The organism is Candidatus Kryptobacter tengchongensis (assembly GCF_001458555.1).
In the GTDB taxonomy this organism is placed as follows: Bacteria; Bacteroidota; Ignavibacteria; order Kryptoniales; family Kryptoniaceae; genus Kryptonium; species Kryptonium tengchongense.
In genome coordinates this window covers 33,289-50,875 of the sequence record NZ_CZVH01000043.1, presented here as the reverse complement: position 1 = coordinate 50,875, position 17,587 = coordinate 33,289, and the positions used below count along the sequence as shown (strand labels likewise).

At 36.5% G+C, this 17,587-nt stretch carries 19 protein-coding genes and 2 tRNA genes; all 21 read left to right on the top strand.

Going from position 1 to position 17,587, the window contains the following annotated elements:
* A partial coding sequence (locus tag AT685_RS04190) for an L-aspartate oxidase (RefSeq protein WP_081040577.1) occupies positions 1-1,157 on the top strand: 1,157 nt, incomplete at its 5' end.
* Between the two features lie 146 nt (positions 1,158-1,303).
* Positions 1,304-2,029 (top strand): phosphoribosylformylglycinamidine synthase subunit PurQ, encoded by a 726-nt coding sequence (gene purQ / locus AT685_RS04185; protein WP_072151678.1) that lies wholly within the window; start codon positions 1,304-1,306, stop codon positions 2,027-2,029.
* A gap of 81 nt (positions 2,030-2,110) precedes the next feature.
* On the top strand, positions 2,111-2,305 hold the full coding sequence (gene tatA / locus AT685_RS04180) for a twin-arginine translocase TatA/TatE family subunit (RefSeq protein WP_072150192.1): 195 nt from the start codon (positions 2,111-2,113) through the stop codon (positions 2,303-2,305).
* Between the two features lie 33 nt (positions 2,306-2,338).
* Positions 2,339-2,749: a Sec-independent protein translocase subunit TatA/TatB gene (locus AT685_RS04175; RefSeq protein WP_072150193.1), complete on the top strand. Its 411-nt coding sequence runs from the start codon at positions 2,339-2,341 to the stop codon at positions 2,747-2,749.
* On the top strand, positions 2,746-4,191 hold the full coding sequence (gene gatA / locus AT685_RS04170; protein ID WP_072150194.1) for an Asp-tRNA(Asn)/Glu-tRNA(Gln) amidotransferase subunit GatA: 1,446 nt from the start codon (positions 2,746-2,748) through the stop codon (positions 4,189-4,191). Before AT685_RS04175 ends, gatA begins: the two co-directional genes overlap by 4 nt.
* Positions 4,192-4,213: 22 nt before the next feature.
* On the top strand, positions 4,214-5,119 hold the full coding sequence (locus AT685_RS04165; protein ID WP_072151684.1) for a DNA-methyltransferase: 906 nt from the start codon (positions 4,214-4,216) through the stop codon (positions 5,117-5,119).
* 19 nt (positions 5,120-5,138) lie between these two features.
* Complete coding sequence (sucD, locus tag AT685_RS04160; RefSeq protein WP_072151677.1) at positions 5,139-6,128, top strand: succinate--CoA ligase subunit alpha; 990 nt, start codon at positions 5,139-5,141, stop codon at positions 6,126-6,128.
* A 10-nt stretch (positions 6,129-6,138) separates the two neighbouring features.
* The gene (ndk, locus tag AT685_RS04155; RefSeq protein ID WP_072150197.1) at positions 6,139-6,567 is read left to right on the top strand and encodes a nucleoside-diphosphate kinase; all 429 of its coding nucleotides are present in this window, start codon (positions 6,139-6,141) and stop codon (positions 6,565-6,567) included.
* A gap of 58 nt (positions 6,568-6,625) precedes the next feature.
* A complete protein-coding gene (locus AT685_RS04150; RefSeq protein WP_234696234.1) occupies positions 6,626-7,858 on the top strand; it encodes an exo-beta-N-acetylmuramidase NamZ family protein in 1,233 nt (410 codons plus the stop codon).
* Positions 7,859-7,869: 11 nt separating this feature from the next.
* Positions 7,870-8,151, top strand: coding sequence for a hypothetical protein (locus AT685_RS04145; protein ID WP_072150199.1), 282 nt, complete (start codon positions 7,870-7,872; stop codon positions 8,149-8,151).
* Positions 8,148-8,588 carry a type II 3-dehydroquinate dehydratase gene (aroQ, locus tag AT685_RS04140; protein ID WP_072150200.1) on the top strand — a complete coding sequence of 147 codons (441 nt, stop codon included), beginning with the start codon at positions 8,148-8,150 and terminating at the stop codon, positions 8,586-8,588. The genes AT685_RS04145 and aroQ overlap by 4 nt, the downstream gene beginning before the upstream one ends.
* Positions 8,585-9,277, top strand: a complete 693-nt coding sequence (locus tag AT685_RS04135; RefSeq protein ID WP_072151675.1) for a TIGR02253 family HAD-type hydrolase — start codon at positions 8,585-8,587, stop codon at positions 9,275-9,277. The genes aroQ and AT685_RS04135 overlap by 4 nt, the downstream gene beginning before the upstream one ends.
* Positions 9,274-9,645, top strand: a complete 372-nt coding sequence (gene acpS, locus AT685_RS04130; RefSeq protein ID WP_072150202.1) for a holo-ACP synthase — start codon at positions 9,274-9,276, stop codon at positions 9,643-9,645. Before AT685_RS04135 ends, acpS begins: the two co-directional genes overlap by 4 nt.
* 24 nt (positions 9,646-9,669) lie before the next feature.
* Entirely contained in the window at positions 9,670-11,490 is a 1,821-nt protein-coding gene (locus AT685_RS04125; protein WP_072151674.1) for an AMP-dependent synthetase/ligase, read from the top strand.
* Positions 11,491-11,524: 34 nt separating this feature from the next.
* The gene (locus AT685_RS04120; protein ID WP_072151673.1) at positions 11,525-12,262 is read left to right on the top strand and encodes a protein-disulfide reductase DsbD domain-containing protein; all 738 of its coding nucleotides are present in this window, start codon (positions 11,525-11,527) and stop codon (positions 12,260-12,262) included.
* Positions 12,263-12,276: 14 nt separating this feature from the next.
* A complete protein-coding gene (locus tag AT685_RS04115; protein ID WP_072151672.1) occupies positions 12,277-12,888 on the top strand; it encodes a thioredoxin family protein in 612 nt (203 codons plus the stop codon).
* Between the two features lie 49 nt (positions 12,889-12,937).
* Positions 12,938-13,010 (top strand) — tRNA-Gly (locus tag AT685_RS04110).
* A gap of 14 nt (positions 13,011-13,024) precedes the next feature.
* Positions 13,025-13,098, top strand: a tRNA-Glu gene (locus AT685_RS04105).
* A gap of 186 nt (positions 13,099-13,284) precedes the next feature.
* The gene (locus AT685_RS04100) at positions 13,285-14,874 is read left to right on the top strand and encodes a hypothetical protein (protein ID WP_072151671.1); all 1,590 of its coding nucleotides are present in this window, start codon (positions 13,285-13,287) and stop codon (positions 14,872-14,874) included.
* A 73-nt stretch (positions 14,875-14,947) separates the two neighbouring features.
* Positions 14,948-16,183: a DUF6175 family protein gene (locus AT685_RS04095; protein WP_072151670.1), complete on the top strand. Its 1,236-nt coding sequence runs from the start codon at positions 14,948-14,950 to the stop codon at positions 16,181-16,183.
* A 22-nt stretch (positions 16,184-16,205) separates the two neighbouring features.
* Complete coding sequence (locus tag AT685_RS04090) at positions 16,206-17,549, top strand: LPP20 family lipoprotein (RefSeq protein ID WP_072151669.1); 1,344 nt, start codon at positions 16,206-16,208, stop codon at positions 17,547-17,549.
* Positions 17,550-17,587: the final 38 nt, after the last annotated feature.

The window sequence follows — 17,587 nt, the reverse complement described above, 5'->3', positions numbered from 1 at the left end:
TGGCGATTGATTTAATTACGGAACATCACTTGGTTGGAATTGATAAAAGCAAAAAACTTGATAACATACATTGTTGGGGAGTTTACGCTCTTGATGTAAAAACTGGGCAAGTGAAAAAGTTTCTTTCAAAAGTTACAATTCTTGCAACGGGTGGGCTTGGACAAGTTTATCTTCATACAACAAACCCTGCTATAGCAACCGGTGATGGCGTTGCAATGGCTTATAGAGCTGGAGCTAAAATAGGAAATATGGAATTTATTCAGTTTCATCCAACGACGCTTTATAATTCAGGCTCACCAGCTTTTTTAATATCAGAAGCTGTGCGAGGATTTGGTGGAGTTTTGAGGACAAAAAGGGGTGAAGATTTTATGAAAAAATATGACCCTCGGGGTTCACTTGCACCACGAGATATAGTTGCAAGAGCGATTGATACAGAGCTTAAGAAATCGGGCGATGAATTTGTCTATCTTGATTTAACTCATCTTGACCCCGACAAAGTTAAAGATAGATTTCCGCATATTTATGAGAAATGCCTTGAGTTTAAAATTGACATCACAAAAGAACCGATCCCAGTTGTTCCAGCAGCACACTATTCATGTGGTGGAGTTGTCACTGATTTGTGGGGGAGAACATCAATAGTTGGACTTTATGCAGCTGGAGAAACTGCAATGACAGGAGTTCATGGAGCGAATCGTCTTGCGAGCAATTCACTTCTTGAGGCGCTTGTCTTTTCGGATAGAGCAGCAATTGATTCAATTAGATTTGTTAAGGAAAACTTTTTCAAGTTTCCTGATATACCAGACTGGGTTGATACAGGTGTATTCAATATGGAGGAATGGATTTTAATTTCACACGATAAAAGAGAAATTCAACAGTTGATGTGGGATTATGTTGGAATTGTCCGTTCAACTTTACGACTTGAGCGAGCAAAAAGAAGAGTTGAATTAATTGCAAATGAAATTGAGGAGTTTTATAAAAAGACAAAAGTAACAGCAGATATTGTTGAATTACGAAATCTTGCTACCGTTGCGCTTTTAATAATTCGTTCTGCGCTGATGAGGAAAGAAAGCCGAGGACTGCATTATACTACAGATTATCCATACCGTGACGATGAGAACTGGCTTAAAGATACGATAATTCAAGACATTCGGATATGAACGAAAAATTTTTATTTTGTTTCCATTTTTTGTTAAATTTGAACGAAGATAAAAAACAATTTTTTTCAATAGTGCCCGCTTGTGTGCAAATAGAAACTAACAGCCTGTTGAATATTTATAATTTAAAGAGATGAACGATAAATCTTATGAGTTCAAAAGTTAAATTTGGAGTCATCGTTTTCCCAGGTTCAAATTGTGACCACGATACTTATTATGTTTTGAAGAAGGTTTTTGCACAGGATGTTAAGTTTATCTGGCATAAAGAATCTTCAGTTGGCGATGTTGATGTTGTGATATTACCAGGTGGATTTTCCTACGGTGATTATTTAAGACCTGGTGCGATTGCGAGATTTTCTCCAGTGATGAATGATGTGAAAAGATTTGCAAAGCGTGGTGGTAAAGTTATGGGGATTTGTAACGGTTTTCAGGTTCTAGTTGAAGCCGGGCTTTTGCCAGGAGCTTTGTTAAGAAATGCATCGTTAAGGTTCGTTTGCAAATTTGTCTATGTCCGTGTTGAAAATAACAACACATTATTTACATCGTTGTGCGAAAATGGCGAGGTTTTGAAACTTCCGATTGCGCACGGAGATGGGAATTATTATGTTGATGATGAAACATTGAAGAAGTTAATAGATAACGGTCAGGTAGTTTTCAGATATTGTGATAAAAATGGTAATGTCATAGATGAAGCAAATCCAAATGGTTCTGTTTATAATATCGCTGGGATAATAAATGAGGAAGGAAATGTTCTTGGAATGATGCCACATCCTGAGAGATGTTCTGAACCAGTGCTTGGTTGCACGGATGGTGCGAAGATCTTTAATTCTTTGATTTATTCATTATCACTTGCGGAGGAATTTTTGAGCAAATAATTTTTTGATAAACTTACAAAAACCACTGAAAAGTAAGTTTGAAAGATATGAGTTCAAAAAAATAAAAAAAGGTGAATTGTCATGTTTGGGCTTGGGTGGCAGGAATTACTTTTAATTTTGATTGTCCTTTTAATACTTTTTGGAGGCAAGCGACTTCCCGAGCTTGCGCGTGGGCTTGGTAGTGGCATAAAGGAATTTAAAAAAGCCCTGCGTGAAGAGGAACCGCAGAATGAAAAACCCAAAGAAATTGAACAGAAAACCGAAAAGAAGGAGTGATCCTAAAATTAAAGCGATGTTGGGGGTGCTTTTATGTTTGACAATATTGGGTTTGGAGAACTGCTGGTAATTGCTTTGTTTATTTTAATTTTTTTCGGTCCTAAAAAAATACCTGATATAGCAAGAAGTTTGGGAAAAGCGGTTCGTGAATTTAAAAAGGCAATGCAAGATGTTCAAAGTGAAATCCAAAGTGTCACGGGTATTGACCTAAATTCCGACCTAAATTTAACATCTCCACAAAGCGAAGTTAAGTCTGTTAATGAGACAACGATAGATGATTTGAAATTTGTAAAAGATGCTCAACCTGCTGAAACAAATCAAATTGCAAGCATTGAGACAGCTAAAAATGACCGAGATAAAATCTATCCGAAGAAAAAGGACAGGAGAACAAGTAGAAAAAAGAAAAGCGGTATACGGATGAAAACAAAATCAAAGAGAAGATGAGCAAAGTAAAAAAATTTGATGTTTTAACCTACGATCAAATAAGGGAAAAACTTCTGTCGGGGGAAACAACCTGTGAATCAATCGTTAAAAAATACCTTGAAAAAATTAAAAAATATCAAAATCTAAATGCTTTCTTAAGCGTTTTTGAAGAAAAAGCAATCAAAAAAGCGGTTGAAATAGATGAAAAAATTAAATCTGGAACAGCAGGAAAACTTGCTGGGATGGTTATCGCAATCAAAGATAACATCTGTGTTAAAGATGAAAGATGCACCTGTGCCTCAAAAATACTTGAAAATTTTATCTCGCTTTACAATGCAACTGCTGTTGAGCGACTTCTTAAAGAGGATGCAATTATCATAGGGAAGACTAATCTTGATGAATTTGCTATGGGGTCATCAACTGAAAATTCATATTTTGGACCAACTTTAAATCCATATGATGAGGAAAGAGTGCCAGGTGGGTCAAGTGGTGGAAGTGCGGTTGCTGTTGCAGCTGGGCTTTCAACAACTGCTCTCGGATCTGATACTGGTGGTTCAATAAGACAACCAGCAGCGTTTTGTGGCGTTTATGGTTTAAAACCAACTTATGGAAGGGTGTCAAGATTCGGGCTTGTGGCTTTTGCTTCTTCATTTGATGTAATTGGTCCGTTTGGGAATTCAACAAAAGATGTAGCGCTTGTTTTGCAAGTGATAGCTGGACATGATGAAAACGATTCAACTTCAGCAAATATGCCCGTGCCTGATTATTTAAGCTATCTTGATAAAGATGTTAAAGGTTTGCGTGTTGGAATCCCTGTTGAATATTTCTCGGAGGGTTTGGAAGATGAGATAAAGGAAGCAATTGAAAAGCAAATTGACTTTTTGAGAGAAAATGGAGCAATCATTGAAAAAATTTCATTACCGCATACCGAATACAACATCCCAACCTATTATATACTTGTCACAGCTGAAGCCTCATCAAACCTCGCACGCTATGACGGCGCAAGATATGGATATCGCTCCCCAAATGCTAAAAGTTTATATGAAATGTATGTCAAGTCAAGGAGCGAAGGCTTTGGTCCAGAGGTTAAAAGGAGAATCATGCTTGGCACTTATGTTTTATCCGCTGGATATTATGAGGCATACTATCGCAAAGCTCAAAAAGTAAGAAGGTTAATAAAGGAAGATTTTGATAGGGCTTTTGAAAATGTTGATGTTATAATTACTCCAACATCCCCAACCACAGCTTTCAAAATCGGCGAAAAAACCGATGACCCTTTAAAAATGTATCTTTCTGATATTTACACTGTTTCTGTAAATCTTGCGGGTGTCCCAGCGATAAATGTTCCAGTCGGTTTTGATAGCAAAGGTTTGCCTATAGGAATGCAGATAATAGGACGACAATTTGATGAAGGAACGATCTTAAGAGTTTCGGATTTTTTGGAGAGAAATTACAAAGTCTAAGCTATAGAAAGTGGTTGGATATATGGAGCGAAAATTAAGGAAAACTATCACAAGTTCATTTGGAACTCGTGGAAGAGTCAATCATGACTCAACTCCATTTTATTCAAGTAGATTATATGCAAGTTTGCCCAAGGAGGAAAAAACGATTTATGTTGAGAATAAAATTTCACCTGAAAATTTGAATAAAATTTTTTGCAAATCAAGTGAGAATATGAGCGAACTTCCTGATTGCAGTGTTCATCTTATGGTAACATCTCCGCCTTATAATGTTGGGAAGGAATACGATGAAGATTTAACGCTTGAAGAATATAGGGAATTTTTAAAGAGAGTCTGGAAAGAAGTCAAAAGGGTTTTGGTTCCTGGTGGTCGTGCCTGTATAAATATAGCAAATCTTGGAAGAAAGCCATATTTGCCCTTACATGCTTTTATAATTGAAGACATGCTTGAACTTGGATTTTTAATGAGAGGTGAAATAATATGGAACAAAAGTGGTGGAGGTAGTCCTTCAACTGCATGGGGAAGTTGGTTATCGGCAAGGAACCCAACTCTTAGGGACCAGCACGAATATATACTTGTCTTTTCAAAAGACACTTTTACTCGTGAAAACCCACACAAAAGAAAAAGCACCATCACAAGGGAAGAATTTCTTGAGTTTACAAAAAGTGTTTGGAATTTTCCAGCAGAGTTGGCAACAAAAGTTGGACATCCAGCGCCTTTTCCTGTTGAACTACCTTATCGTTTAATTCAACTTTACACTTATGAAGGGGAAGTTGTCCTTGACCCTTTTATGGGGAGTGGAACAACCGCAATTGCAAGCGTAATGACAAATAGATATTATGTTGGCTATGAAATCAATAAAGATTATGTGAAACTTTCGGAACGAAGGTTAAAAAGTTTTTCTTTATCTTTTCAGCAAAAGTTATTATAAAAAAATTTGGGATTAAGAAATGGCAATACTTGTTGACAAAAGCACCCGTCTTGTGGTTCAAGGGATAACTGGTGGTGAGGGTTCATTCCACACAAGGCAGATGATTGAGTATGGAACAAATGTTGTTGCCGGTGTTGTCCCGGGTAAGGGCGGAACATTTTTTGATGACAAAATTCCAATTTTTAACACGGTACGTGAAGCGGTTGAAAAAGAAGGAGCCAACACTTCAATTATTTTTGTTCCAGCGCCATTTGCCCCTGATGCGATAATTGAAGCTGCTGACGCCGGGATAAAACTTATTGTCTGCATAACCGAAGGTATACCTGCAAAAGATATGATTCAGGTTTATGAATATCTCAAGCACACGAATTCACGGCTTATTGGACCAAATTGCCCCGGTGTCATCTCACCGGGTAAAGCCAAAGTTGGAATAATGCCTGGATTTATTCACAAGGAGGGAACAATTGGTGTTGTTTCAAGAAGTGGGACATTGACTTATGAAGCGGTGAAGCAACTAACAGAACTTGGCTTCGGTCAATCTACATGTGTTGGCATTGGCGGGGATCCTGTAATTGGGTCAAAGTTTACGGATATAATCAAACTTTTTAACGAGGACCCGGAAACGGAAGCAATCGTGATGATAGGCGAAATCGGTGGCACGGCAGAAGAAGAAGCAGCCGAATTCGTGAAGAATTATGTTGATAAGCCGGTTTTTGGATTTATTGCTGGCAGAACAGCTCCGCCAGGACGGAGAATGGGTCATGCTGGCGCAATTATTTCAGGTGGAAAAGGAACAGCGCAAGAGAAGATGAAAGCTCTTAGTGAAGCTGGAATTCATGTGATAGAAAATCCAGCTGTAATTGGAGAGACAGTGAAAAGAGTTCTGGGTGAAAAACCAAAGAAAAAAGTTTTTATCTTATCTTCTTCAAGGAAAGTGAAAAAGGTTCAAAAAAGCAACAAAGTAAAGAAATCAAATTATCGCAAAAAGAATGTATCAAAAACAAAATAAGGAATGAAATTTGCTTGAAAGAACGCTTGCCATTCTAAAGCCCGATTGCATAAGGAAAAATTTAATTGGTAAAGTCATCTCTCATATTGAGGAAGCAGGATTTAAAATCGTTGCCTTGAAAATGCTTAAATTAACCCCCGAACAAGCGAAAGCATTTTATTATGTTCATAGGGAAAAACCATTTTACAGTGATCTTGTCAATTTTATGACATCTGATAAAGTTGTTGTAATGGTGCTTGAGAAGGAAAACGCCGTTAACGATTTCAGGGAACTCATTGGTGCAACTGACCCGAAAGAGGCAAAGGAGGGGACGATAAGAAAACTATATGCGGATAATAAGCAGGAAAACATCGTTCATGGTTCTGATTCACCCGAAAATGCGAAAATTGAAATTTCGTTTTTCTTCCCAGAGAGCGAGTTAATTGCAAATCAAATGTAAATCAGCTGCCCGCGGGTTTTAACCCCGTGGGTTTTTTAATAATAAATCTATGAGAAAAATGAAAAAATTAATTATGCTAACTACCTTGCTTTTAAATCTAGCTTTCTCCCAAACCACCAGAGTTAAAACTGGAGCGGAGGTTTTCCTTGAGAGGTATCTTGAAATTGTAAAAGGGAAAAAAATCGGAATTGTTACGAATCACACGGGGGTTTTGCCAGATGGAAGACATATCGTTGATGTTTTAAACTCAATGCAAGATGTTAAAGTTGTTGCGCTCTTTGGACCTGAGCATGGGATAAGAGGAGAGGTCCCGGATGGTAAAAGTATTTCTCACGGCGTTGATACAAAAACTGGGATCAAAGTTTATTCTCTTTATGGTGAAGTTAAAAAACCAACACCCGAAATGCTCAAAGATATTGATATTTTAATTTTTGACATTCAAGATGTTGGAGCAAGATTTTATACTTACATTTCAACTATGAGCTATTGTATGGAAGCCTGCGCAGAGCTTGGGAAAAAGTTTATCGTCCTTGATAAACCAAACCCAATTCGTGGTGTTTATATTGATGGTCCTGTTCTTGAGCCGAAATTTAGATCCTTTGTTGGACTTCATCCTATCCCAGTTGCACATGGTATGACGGTTGGGGAGCTTGCGAAGATGTTTAATGAAGAAGGATGGCTTGAAAATGGAGTAAAAGCTGATTTAACTGTAATAAAAATGGAAAATTACTCAAGAAAAATGTGGTTTGACCAAACTGGGCTTCCCTGGGTTAAACCATCCCCAAATATGATCTCACTTAAGACTGCTATTGTTTATACTGCAACATGTTTTATTGAGGGAACAAATGTATCAGAAGGAAGAGGAACGGAGCATCCGTTTGAGTGGATCGGGGCACCGTGGATAGATGCAGAAAACTTCGCAAGCGAACTTAATTCTTATAACCTCCCGGGTGTAAAGTTTGAACCGATTGAATTCACTCCAGTTGATATTGAAAGGGTTACAATTGACCCAAAATATGAGGGTCAAAAGTGTGCAGGTGTTTATTTAAATGTTTATGACCGTGAAAAATTTGAGCCAGTTAAAACTGCTGTTTATATCCTTTACACTTTGAAAAAAATGTATCCAAATTATTTCAAATGGAGAACATCAGGACAGGACAGGTTATGGGGCACCGACAGGATCAGATTGATGATTGATGAGGGTAAAAAACCCGAAGAGATAATAAAGTCGTGGGAAAGTGAATTGAAAAAATTCTTAAAAATCCGGGAAAAATACTTGCTTTACAACTAATATCACAACCTATGAGAAAGCGCAAACCGGAAACGATACTTGAAGAACTTGAAAAATTTGTCAGGAGCTTAGGAATAACCTTAAGATATGAACGTGGAGATTTTGAAGGTGGATATTGCGTTTTGAGGGAACAAAAAATGATAATTATAAATAAACTTGCAAACACACAGAAAAGAATCTCATTGCTTTCACAAAGCATTATGGAGATGGGAATTGATGAAAGTTTAATAAATGAAGACATTAAAAGCATAATTGAGGATGAACTGGCTAAGTTAAAAATAGGTGAAAAATGAAAATTCTTGTTATCCATGGTCCAAATTTGGCGATACTTGGTAAGAGAGAGCCGGAAATTTACGGAGTATTGACGCTTGAGGAGATCAACAAAATTTTGGCGGAAAATTTTCAAGATGTTGAATTTGAATTCTTCCAATCAAATATTGAAGGTGAAATTGTTAACAAATTAAATTCACTTATTGATTCAGATTTTGATGGCGTTGTTATAAATCCAGGGGCATTTACGCATTATTCCTATGCCATAAGGGATGCGATCTCCGCCTTAAAAATACCGGTAGTTGAAGTTCATTTATCAAATTTATATACAAGGGGGGAGAGGGAAAAGTTTAGACAAAAAAGCGTGATAGCCCCAGTTTGCAGTGGGTATATTGCAGGTTTTGGACATTTGAGTTATATTTTAGGTGTAGAAGCGATTTTGAAATTAACCAAAAAATGAAAATGATCAAAGCAGTTATATTTGATCTTGATAATACGCTTGTTGATTTTATGACGATGAAGAAACAAGCAATAGAAGCAGCTATAAGTGCAATGATTGACGCTGGGTTAAAAATTCCACCTGAGGAAGCAAAGCAGAGAATTGAAAGAATATACGCAGAAAAGGGGATAGAATATCAACAAGTTTTTGATGATTTTTTGAGGGAAATTTATGGAAGGATTGATTATAAAATTTTATCTGCTGGGATTGTCGCATACAGGAGAGCACGAGAAGCTGCTCTTGTTCCTTATCCTCATGTTTATATGACTTTAACAACACTTTTAAAGATGGGCTTGAAGCTTGCCGTTATTTCTGATGCGCCTGCTCGTGAGGCTTGGTTGAGGTTATGTTATTTGAATTTTCATCATATTTTTGATCATGTAATTACTTTTGATGATACCGGTGAAAGGAAACCAAGTCCTGTGCCATTTCTCAAAGCCCTTGAGCTTTTGGGTGTTGAACCCCATGAAGCAATTATGGTCGGAGATTGGGCGGAGAGAGATGTTGTTGGGGCAAAGAAAGTCGGAATGAAAACTGCATTCGCAAGATACGGTGATACATTTAACACGCAAAACCCTGAAGCAGATTATGAATTAAATGATATAATTGAGTTGATAGATATAATCAAAAAAGAAAATGGCTGGCAATGATAGTTGGAATTGGAGTTGACATAGTTGAGATAGATAGATTTAAAAATTTAACAGAAAAATGGGGTGAGCACTTTTTGAATAAAGTATTTACACAACGTGAAATAGATTATTGCTTTTCAAAAAATAACATTTATCAGCACCTCGCTGGAAGATTTGCAGCAAAGGAGGCAATAAGCAAGGCGATCTCAACTGGATGGAGTGGGATTTTCAGGTGGAAAGATGTTGAAATTTTAAATGACGAAAACGGTAAACCAGAGGTCATACTTCACAATCAAATTAAAGAACAGTTTAGTTCCTGCTCATTTTACATTTCAATCTCGCATTCTCTAAATTATGCAGTTGCTTTCGCTGTGGTTGAAAAAAATTAATCCAAACCAAAAAGGAGATCTAATATGCCTGTTGTAAAACCATTTTCCACAATTGCAGAAATGTTTGATGTTATAACTCGTCACTTTATTGATTCAGACAAACCAGCGTATCTTTACAAAGTTGCTGGGGTTTATAAACCGCTCTCATATAAGGAATTAAGGGAAATGGTTGAACTTACGGCATGTGGGCTTGCTGCGCTTGGATTGAAAAAAGGTGATAAAGTTGGAATTATATCGGAAAATAGAATTGAATGGATAATTGTTGATTTTGCCATGACGACGACAGGCATAATTGATGTGCCTGTTTATCCAACTTTGACCGCAAAGCAGATTGAATATATTTTTAACAACGCCGGTGTTAAGGCAACTTTTGTGTCAAATCAAGTTCAATTTTCTAAAGTTGAAAAAATTTATGATCAAGTTAAGACACTTGATAAAGTTATAATCTTTACAGAGAAGGGAATTGCAGCCCCCGATTATCTTTTGAGTTTGAAGGAATTGATGGAACTTGGAAGAGATTTCAAGGAGAAAAATCCTGATTACTGGATAAATATGATAAAGGAGATAAAACCAGAGGATATTTTGACGATAATTTACACTTCTGGCACAACTGGGGAACCGAAGGGGGTTGTCCTTACGCATAAAAATCTTGTATCAAATATCTTAAGTGCTACGCAAGTTGTCCCGATGACCCCAGAAGATACATTCCTTTCTTATCTTCCGTTTTCTCATTCGTTTGAAAGAATGGCGGGATTTTATGCAGCGTTTGCTTGTGGTGGAACAGTTGCGCTCGCCGAAAGCATAGACACAATTGCACAAAATTTACTTGAAGTGAAACCTACTGTTATGACCTCTGTCCCGAGATTGTTTGAGCGACTCTATAATAGGATAATAAAGGGGGTTGAGGCTGGACCAGCAATTAGAAGGAAAATTTTCTATTGGGCTCTTGATGTTGGGAAAAAATATGTCCAAGCAAGTAAAAGGGGAAAAGTTCCAGCATGGCTTAAATCTCAATATGCTCTTGCAGATAAACTTGTATTTTCAAAATTGAAAGAAAGAACTGGGGGAAGGATAAAATTCTTTGTTTCTGGAGGAGCTGCACTTGCAAAGGAACTTGGTGAATTTTTTGAAGCACTTGGAATTAAAATCATTGAAGGATATGGACTTACAGAAACATCGCCAGTTTTAACCGTAAATCGCCTTGATGATTATAAATTTGGAACTGTTGGGAAGCCGATTCCAGGAGTTGAAATAAAAATTGCTGAAGATGGTGAAATTCTTGCACGTGGTCCGAATGTGATGCTTGGTTATTACAATAACCCAGAAGCAACAGCTGAGGTGATTGACAAAGATGGATGGTTCCATACGGGTGATATTGGTTATTTTGATGAAGATGGTTTCCTTGTTATAACGGACAGAAAGAAGCATATCTTCGTTAGCTCTGGTGGGAAAAATATCGCGCCACAGCCGATTGAAAGTTTATTGATTCAATCAAATTATATTGACCAGGCAGTTGTGATCGGTGAGGGTAAACCATTTTTAACAGCTTTGATCGTTCCAGATTTTGAAGCGATAAAAGATTATGCAAAACAGCAGGGAATACCATTTCATGATGAGAAGGAGTTAATTCACAGGGATGAAATTTATAGATTATTTGAAAGAGAACTTAAAAGAATAAACAAGGAGCTTGCACAGCACGAGCATATAAGAAACTTTCGCCTGCTTGAAAAACCATTTACAATTGAAGATGGGGAATTGACCCCAACATTGAAAGTTAAAAGAAAAGTCGTTGAGCAAAAATATAAACATCTAATTGAGCAGATGTATGAGGAACTTGGTGTTTAGTTTAATCATCCTAACACTAATGAGTCAAAATCATATGATTTACCAAGATAAAGAGCTTGTCAAAGTTAACATCATTTCTGATTGGGATGGTGCTTCAGATAAGTTTTATCTTGGTGTTAGATTTACAATTTCGCCAGGTTGGTATATTTACTGGCGAAATCCAGGTGATGCTGGACTTGCTCCTGAAATAAAGTTAATCCTTCCGCCTTCGCTTAAATCCGGGGAAATCCAGTTTCCAATTCCAGTGAAAATTGTTCACGGTGATATTGTGTCATTTGGTTATTATAATGAAGTCGTTTTGCTGATTCCAATTCAGGTTGTTTCAAATGAAGCGGTAAAAAGACAAAGCAATATAAAGGTTCACCTTAATTGGCTTGTATGTAGCGAAAGTTGCATCCCTGGGAATGCAACAGTGGAATATAAATTGAAAAAAACAAGTGATGTTGAAAAAAGGTTAATCAAAAAATATAAAGATATGTTGCCGAAGAAATTTGAAAGTTCAGGTTTAACGATTAAAAATTTTAATGTTGAGAAAAAAGGAAATTCAAATTTGGTAAAAATTGAGCTTTCGGGAAAAAATTTGGATAGGGTTCAAGATTTCTATCCTGATTTTATGGATAACTTTCTGATTGATTTAAAAAGTATAAAGGTTAGGGATGGAAAAATTGAGATGCTGATTACCCCAACTGTTGCGAACGCTAAAGTGAACTTTTTAAGTGGCATCGTCGTCATAAATGGAGAAGGTTATGAGTTAAATTTAAAACAAAAGTAATAGGAGGATTTGAAATGAACATAATACAAATCACAGGAATGCTTTTGTTGGTGTTTGCTCTTCCACTTTTACCTGGTGAAGATAAAAAAGTTGAGGTTGGCAATGTTGTCCCTGATTTTAGTTTAGTTGATTTAAACGGTAAAGTTGTAAAGCTATCTGATTTTAAGGATAAAATCGTAGTCCTTGAATGGAGCAATCCAAATTGTCCGTTTGTTCAACGTGTTTATAAAGAAAAAATAATGACAACTGTTCAGAAGGAATTTACACAAAAAGGAATCGTTTGGATCATTATAAACTCTACTAATCCAAAACATAGAGATTACAGAGAACCAAAGGAGTTACAAAAAATTTATAGCGAATGGGGCGCGGTTTATACTGCTTATTTAATGGATCCAGATGGAAAAGTTGGCAGAATGTTTGACGCTAAAACGACGCCACATATGTTTATCATAGATAAAAATGGAAAGCTTGTTTACAATGGTGCGATAGATGATGATCCGAGAGGAGAAAAGAAAGAGAAAATTAATTATGTAAGAAATGCGTTAAACGAAATCCTTGCTGGTAAACCAGTAAGCGTATCAATTACTAAGCCATACGGTTGCTCTGTTAAATATGCGGAGCAGTGAGAAACTTGATTTTTTGAGTTTGAAAATTTATATTTATTTATGAAAAAGAGCGCGAGTAGTTCAGGTGGTAGAACACCAGCTTCCCAAGCTGGGTGTCGCGGGTTCGAGTCCCGTCTCGCGCTCTTTAAATTTTAATGGCGCGTTCGTCTAGTGGTCTAGGACACCGCCCTCTCAAGGCGGAGATCGCGGGTTCGAATCCCGCACGCGCTACTTCAACTATTAATAACCTACCTGATAGTTTGAAAACCGCTCTTAAAACATTTTCCCCTTTAACGCTTGACAAATAGTGAAAGATTACTTATATTAAACTGAAGTTTTGCAAACAAATTCAGTAGGGTGCTGAAAATGAAAATGGGTTTACTTATTCTCCTATCTCTTTTTTTGAATTTGGGGTTAATGGCTCAAGATTTAAAGTATGAAAGAAAATCAATTTCTTATGCCAATGTTTTAATTGTTTCAGACCCATCTATAAAAATTGAACAAAAGGAAGCAGAGTATATCATTAAAAAGCTTCGTGAATATATTGAAATGCCAAGATTTGATTATAACCCAATACCAGCTGAGCTTCTTGAAGATTTTAGAGAAGAAGTTGAGTCACGGGGTTCCAATATCTCACTTGATGAAATTGTTGAAATTTTGAAAGAGAAATTCGTCCCAAAGATTATTGAGATTCTTGACATTGAAAAGGAGATAAGAGCTCAAAATTTGTTAACAGAAGAGCAGAGAAATAGTTTTATTGCAACAAAAGCCAAAGCATTTGGAATAACCGCTGAACAAGCGATGAAAATTATGAACTCAGCGTTTATATATGTTCCAGTTATAAGCAAATATAATGTTTATGTTGATAATGTAAACCAACTTAATACAACGGAGTTAAATGCAGGAGCTATTTGGTATCGGGTCATTTACAAGGAAAATGGCGAAGGGGATTTGAAACTTATTGTTAGAAAAGAGACAAAGGGTATCGGGACTGCTGGAATAGGAAAAACGCTTAAACACGAAGGTGAAAGAGTTAATTATAAAGAATACGCATTTAGAACCGCTGTTATAGCTCTTGCTCGCGATATTCAAGTTGCAACAAGAGACATCCCAGAGTTTCGGTTGGGTTCACAAGTAATGGAGGTTTATTCAAATGCTGTGAGCTTTCCAATGGGAAAAAGAGAAGGGATAAAAATTGATGATGGCTTTGATCTCGTGGAATTGCAAGAAGACCCAAGTGGTAGCGTCGCTCAGAAAAAAGTGGGTTTTGTAAGAGTAATTAAGGTTGAAGACAATACAACCAATCCAAGAGCTTTTTCAAGGGCTCAAATTATAATTGGTAGTGGAATTGAACCTGGCGTTTATGTTTCTGAAAGACCAAGATTACCAATTGATGTTGTTGTTAAATTGATAAATAATCCATTTACGGTAAAATACACCAACTGGTTTGGTGAACAGAATACAGAAAAAATGATTGGTTATTCAATTCATGCTGAATTGATTTATAATTTCGGAAGGAATATCAATGTTTCTCAGCTCTGGGCTGGAGTTGGAGTTTTTCTTGGGGGTGGAGATGCAGAAAACCTTCAAGCAATGAGGAATATGAATATCTTTGGAGGAAAACCAGATGTCGGAATATGGGGTTTAAATGGTATCATGATAAAAAAATTTTATTATAAAAGATTCGCTGCAACTGGAAAAGCTGAATTGATTTTTGAAAGTATAAGGTTTTCAAAAGATGAGAGCAAACTTATACATTCTGGATTTGGATTTGGAGTTGGACTTGGGATTGAATATGTTGTAACACCCGATATTAACTTTGGCTTTAATTTAGGATATAGAATTTTCTCTGAAAGTGAAGAATGGTCTTCTGAAAATTGGTCAGGAACTGTTCCAGGTTTAGCTGGAAATCACTCTGGAGTTATGTTTTCGCTTTACTTTAATTATTCATTACCCAAACTTGGATTTGACCCAATTGCAGCTGTTAAAGGTGCTGTTGGTTGGTGAAGGTGTGATTTTAAGCACAATTTGGAAATCTGGTTTAAATTAATTTTAAAAAGAAAATAAAAAAGCATAAGATATGAAAAAGCTAATTTATGGGTTTTTACTTGTGCTCTTAGGTTTCTCGGCTGGTTATTCTCAAAAGAACCTACCTGTTTCAAGGGAGGCAACATTTATTGAGAGTTATTCACCCACCGAGGTTACTATAAAGGCTTCCGGGATTGGGAAAGATAATAAAGTTGCTGAGATTGATGGGAGAAGGGCAGCAATTTACTATGTTCTAATTGGAGCAACTGACCCAATTTTGCAAACGCCAGATGAAAGGAAAGCTTTTGAGTCAATTCAAGATGAGATATTTGATGAGCGAAATATAGCAAAATATATAACTTTTGAATCAACGGAATATGAATCAAGAGTTAAGCTTGCCGATGGGCGTGTTAAGATCACAAAATATTATCGTGTTAACAAAAAACTTTTAACCGATGATCTTGTTGCGAGAAATATAATTAAACCAAAGGAAGAGATAGCTGAGGCAATCGGTTTGCCATTTATAATGGTTGTTCCAGAAACACCGAAGGGAGTTAGCCCAGTTGATTTGCTTAGAAGCGATAGATTGTTGAAGAAGGGAGCTGAAGTAATTGAGTCATATCTTACGGCGAGAAAATACGATGTCCAAGTTCCTGAGCAAATGGAAACTTTGAGTGAGCTTGCACAAGCGCAGGCTGGTCTTAAGGGGGTGGAGGAAGATTACGCATATCAACTTGCGCTTGCGATTGGAAGCGATGTTTATATAACTTATAATGTTAAAGTTGAAAAAAGATATATTGGCTCCACTGAGTATAGAAAAGCAATTGTAGCGGCAAGAGCTTATGAGACAACGACGGCAAGATTGCTTGGAACTGAAACAGGTTATAGTGGCGAATATGCAGTTCCTGAAGAAGCGGTTGTTGAAGAAGCAATGAACGATGCAATTGACAAAGTCTTGAGCAGGATCATGGCTTACTGGAAAGATGACTTAACAAGAGGTTTGCAGTTTAAACTTCTTTTCAGAATCACTGGGAATTTTGATGAGGACACGCATGACGAAATTTTAATGGCTACTGAATCAGCATTAAAGAAATTGTGCAATAGAACGAAACAAAATGTCGTAACCGATCAAACAATTGATTATATTGTATGGGTTGATCCTAAAAAGTACAACTCTCCACTTGCTTTATTCAGGGATATAAGAAAACAAATTGAAACCGCTGTTCCTGTTAAAGTTAAAAGAATCAATGCAAATAGAAAACTTTTAATTCTTGAGATAACGGAGTAAAATTAAAACAGGTGTTACAATTATGCGATTTCTTTTATTGACAATTTTATTTTCATCTTATGTCTTTTCCCAACCGAACTGGTATAAAACCCAGACACATCCAAAATATCCAAAAGAATTTTATATCCTTGGAATTGGTGCAGCTGTTGGTGAAGATGCGAGAGAGACAGCAAAGCAGAATGCAATTGCAGATGTCGCTTCACAGATAAAAGTTCAAGTTCAATCAGAAATTACGAGTTTGGAGAAAGAAAGAATCATAAACAAAGAGTCAGATTATTACTCTGAATTTCAACAAAAGTCAAAAACGATAGTTGATGAGATTTTGACAGGTTGTGAGATAGTTGAAATGGATTTTGATAAAAAAGCTAAAACATGGTATGCTTTGGCGGTTCTTGATAAGCAACGGTATTTGGCTTCACTTGAAGATGAGATTGAGAATGCATGGATGCAAATTAAGAAGCTTTATGAAGATGCTCAATCATTTATAGGTGCGGGAAAAGTTTTACAGGCAATTCAGAATTTAAAGGATGCACAGCAAAAAATTTATGATATTTATTCAAAACAGGTTTTTTATAACGCCCTTTCAAAAATTCCCTATAAACCAGATGTTGATTTAACAGCAAGCGGAATTGAATCTGAGATAAGAGATTTAATTTCAAGGATTAAAATTGAGAAGGTTTCAGGGGATAATCAGGTTGGTAGAATTGGTGAAGAGCTTCCAGAAGAGCTTGTTGTTAAAGTGTTTTATCAAGGAAATGTTTTGGTACCGATTGTAAATGCAAATGTGGTTTTTACATATAAAACTGGCGAAGTGATAGAAAGAACTACAACAAATGAACAGGGCATCGCGAGTATCAAAGCAATTGCAATGGGTAAAAGGGCAAACCAGATAATTGCGAGTTTTTCAATTCCTGGGTTACCAAGTGAATATGCGCGGATAATTTCACAAATTAAGGCTGAATTTACTTATACGACAAGTGCAGAAATGACCCCAAGTGTTACCGTGTCTTTAAAGGGCGCAAAAGAAGATAAGTTGATATTTGATGTTATGAAAAAATTAACTCAAGCAATTGAAAAAAATGGATACAAGGTTGAAGATGAAGCAAGATTTGTTGTGGGTGGTGATATAGGTTCAAGAGTTGTCTCGTCAGTTCAAGGGGTTGGTGGTATGCTTTACACTGTTGAAGCAGAGTTGAATTTATTTCTTAAGGATTTAGAAAGTGGTCAAATAATTGGGAGCATGAGCGTTAAGTCAAGAGCTGTAGGGAAAAGTGAGAGAGATGCTTACGAGAAGGCGTTAAAAGGAATGAAATTTTCAAACAAAGAGCTTGTTGAGATGTTATCAAATGCGAAAATTGAAGAATGAAAAACAAAAATTATCTTTTTAAAAACAAAATCAAAAAG

What these genes read in the sequence shown, in the direction of transcription:
- AT685_RS04095 (WP_072151670.1), top strand. Translation starts at nt 14,948, where the DNA reads ATGAAAAAGCTAATTTATGGGTTTTTACTTGTGCTCTTAGGTTTCTCG.
- acpS (WP_072150202.1), top strand. Translation starts at nt 9,274, where the DNA reads ATGATAGTTGGAATTGGAGTTGACATAGTTGAGATAGATAGATTTAAA.
- AT685_RS04115 (WP_072151672.1), top strand. Translation starts at nt 12,277, where the DNA reads ATGAACATAATACAAATCACAGGAATGCTTTTGTTGGTGTTTGCTCTT.
- AT685_RS04090 (WP_072151669.1), top strand. Translation starts at nt 16,206, where the DNA reads ATGCGATTTCTTTTATTGACAATTTTATTTTCATCTTATGTCTTTTCC.
- sucD (WP_072151677.1), top strand. Translation starts at nt 5,139, where the DNA reads ATGGCAATACTTGTTGACAAAAGCACCCGTCTTGTGGTTCAAGGGATA.
- AT685_RS04145 (WP_072150199.1), top strand. Translation starts at nt 7,870, where the DNA reads ATGAGAAAGCGCAAACCGGAAACGATACTTGAAGAACTTGAAAAATTT.
- AT685_RS04125 (WP_072151674.1), top strand. Translation starts at nt 9,670, where the DNA reads ATGCCTGTTGTAAAACCATTTTCCACAATTGCAGAAATGTTTGATGTT.
- AT685_RS04100 (WP_072151671.1), top strand. Translation starts at nt 13,285, where the DNA reads ATGGCTCAAGATTTAAAGTATGAAAGAAAATCAATTTCTTATGCCAAT.
- AT685_RS04150 (WP_234696234.1), top strand. Translation starts at nt 6,626, where the DNA reads ATGAAAAAATTAATTATGCTAACTACCTTGCTTTTAAATCTAGCTTTC.
- tatA (WP_072150192.1), top strand. Translation starts at nt 2,111, where the DNA reads ATGTTTGGGCTTGGGTGGCAGGAATTACTTTTAATTTTGATTGTCCTT.
- purQ (WP_072151678.1), top strand. Translation starts at nt 1,304, where the DNA reads ATGAGTTCAAAAGTTAAATTTGGAGTCATCGTTTTCCCAGGTTCAAAT.
- AT685_RS04165 (WP_072151684.1), top strand. Translation starts at nt 4,214, where the DNA reads ATGGAGCGAAAATTAAGGAAAACTATCACAAGTTCATTTGGAACTCGT.
- aroQ (WP_072150200.1), top strand. Translation starts at nt 8,148, where the DNA reads ATGAAAATTCTTGTTATCCATGGTCCAAATTTGGCGATACTTGGTAAG.
- AT685_RS04175 (WP_072150193.1), top strand. Translation starts at nt 2,339, where the DNA reads ATGTTTGACAATATTGGGTTTGGAGAACTGCTGGTAATTGCTTTGTTT.
- AT685_RS04120 (WP_072151673.1), top strand. Translation starts at nt 11,525, where the DNA reads ATGATTTACCAAGATAAAGAGCTTGTCAAAGTTAACATCATTTCTGAT.
- AT685_RS04135 (WP_072151675.1), top strand. Translation starts at nt 8,585, where the DNA reads ATGAAAATGATCAAAGCAGTTATATTTGATCTTGATAATACGCTTGTT.
- gatA (WP_072150194.1), top strand. Translation starts at nt 2,746, where the DNA reads ATGAGCAAAGTAAAAAAATTTGATGTTTTAACCTACGATCAAATAAGG.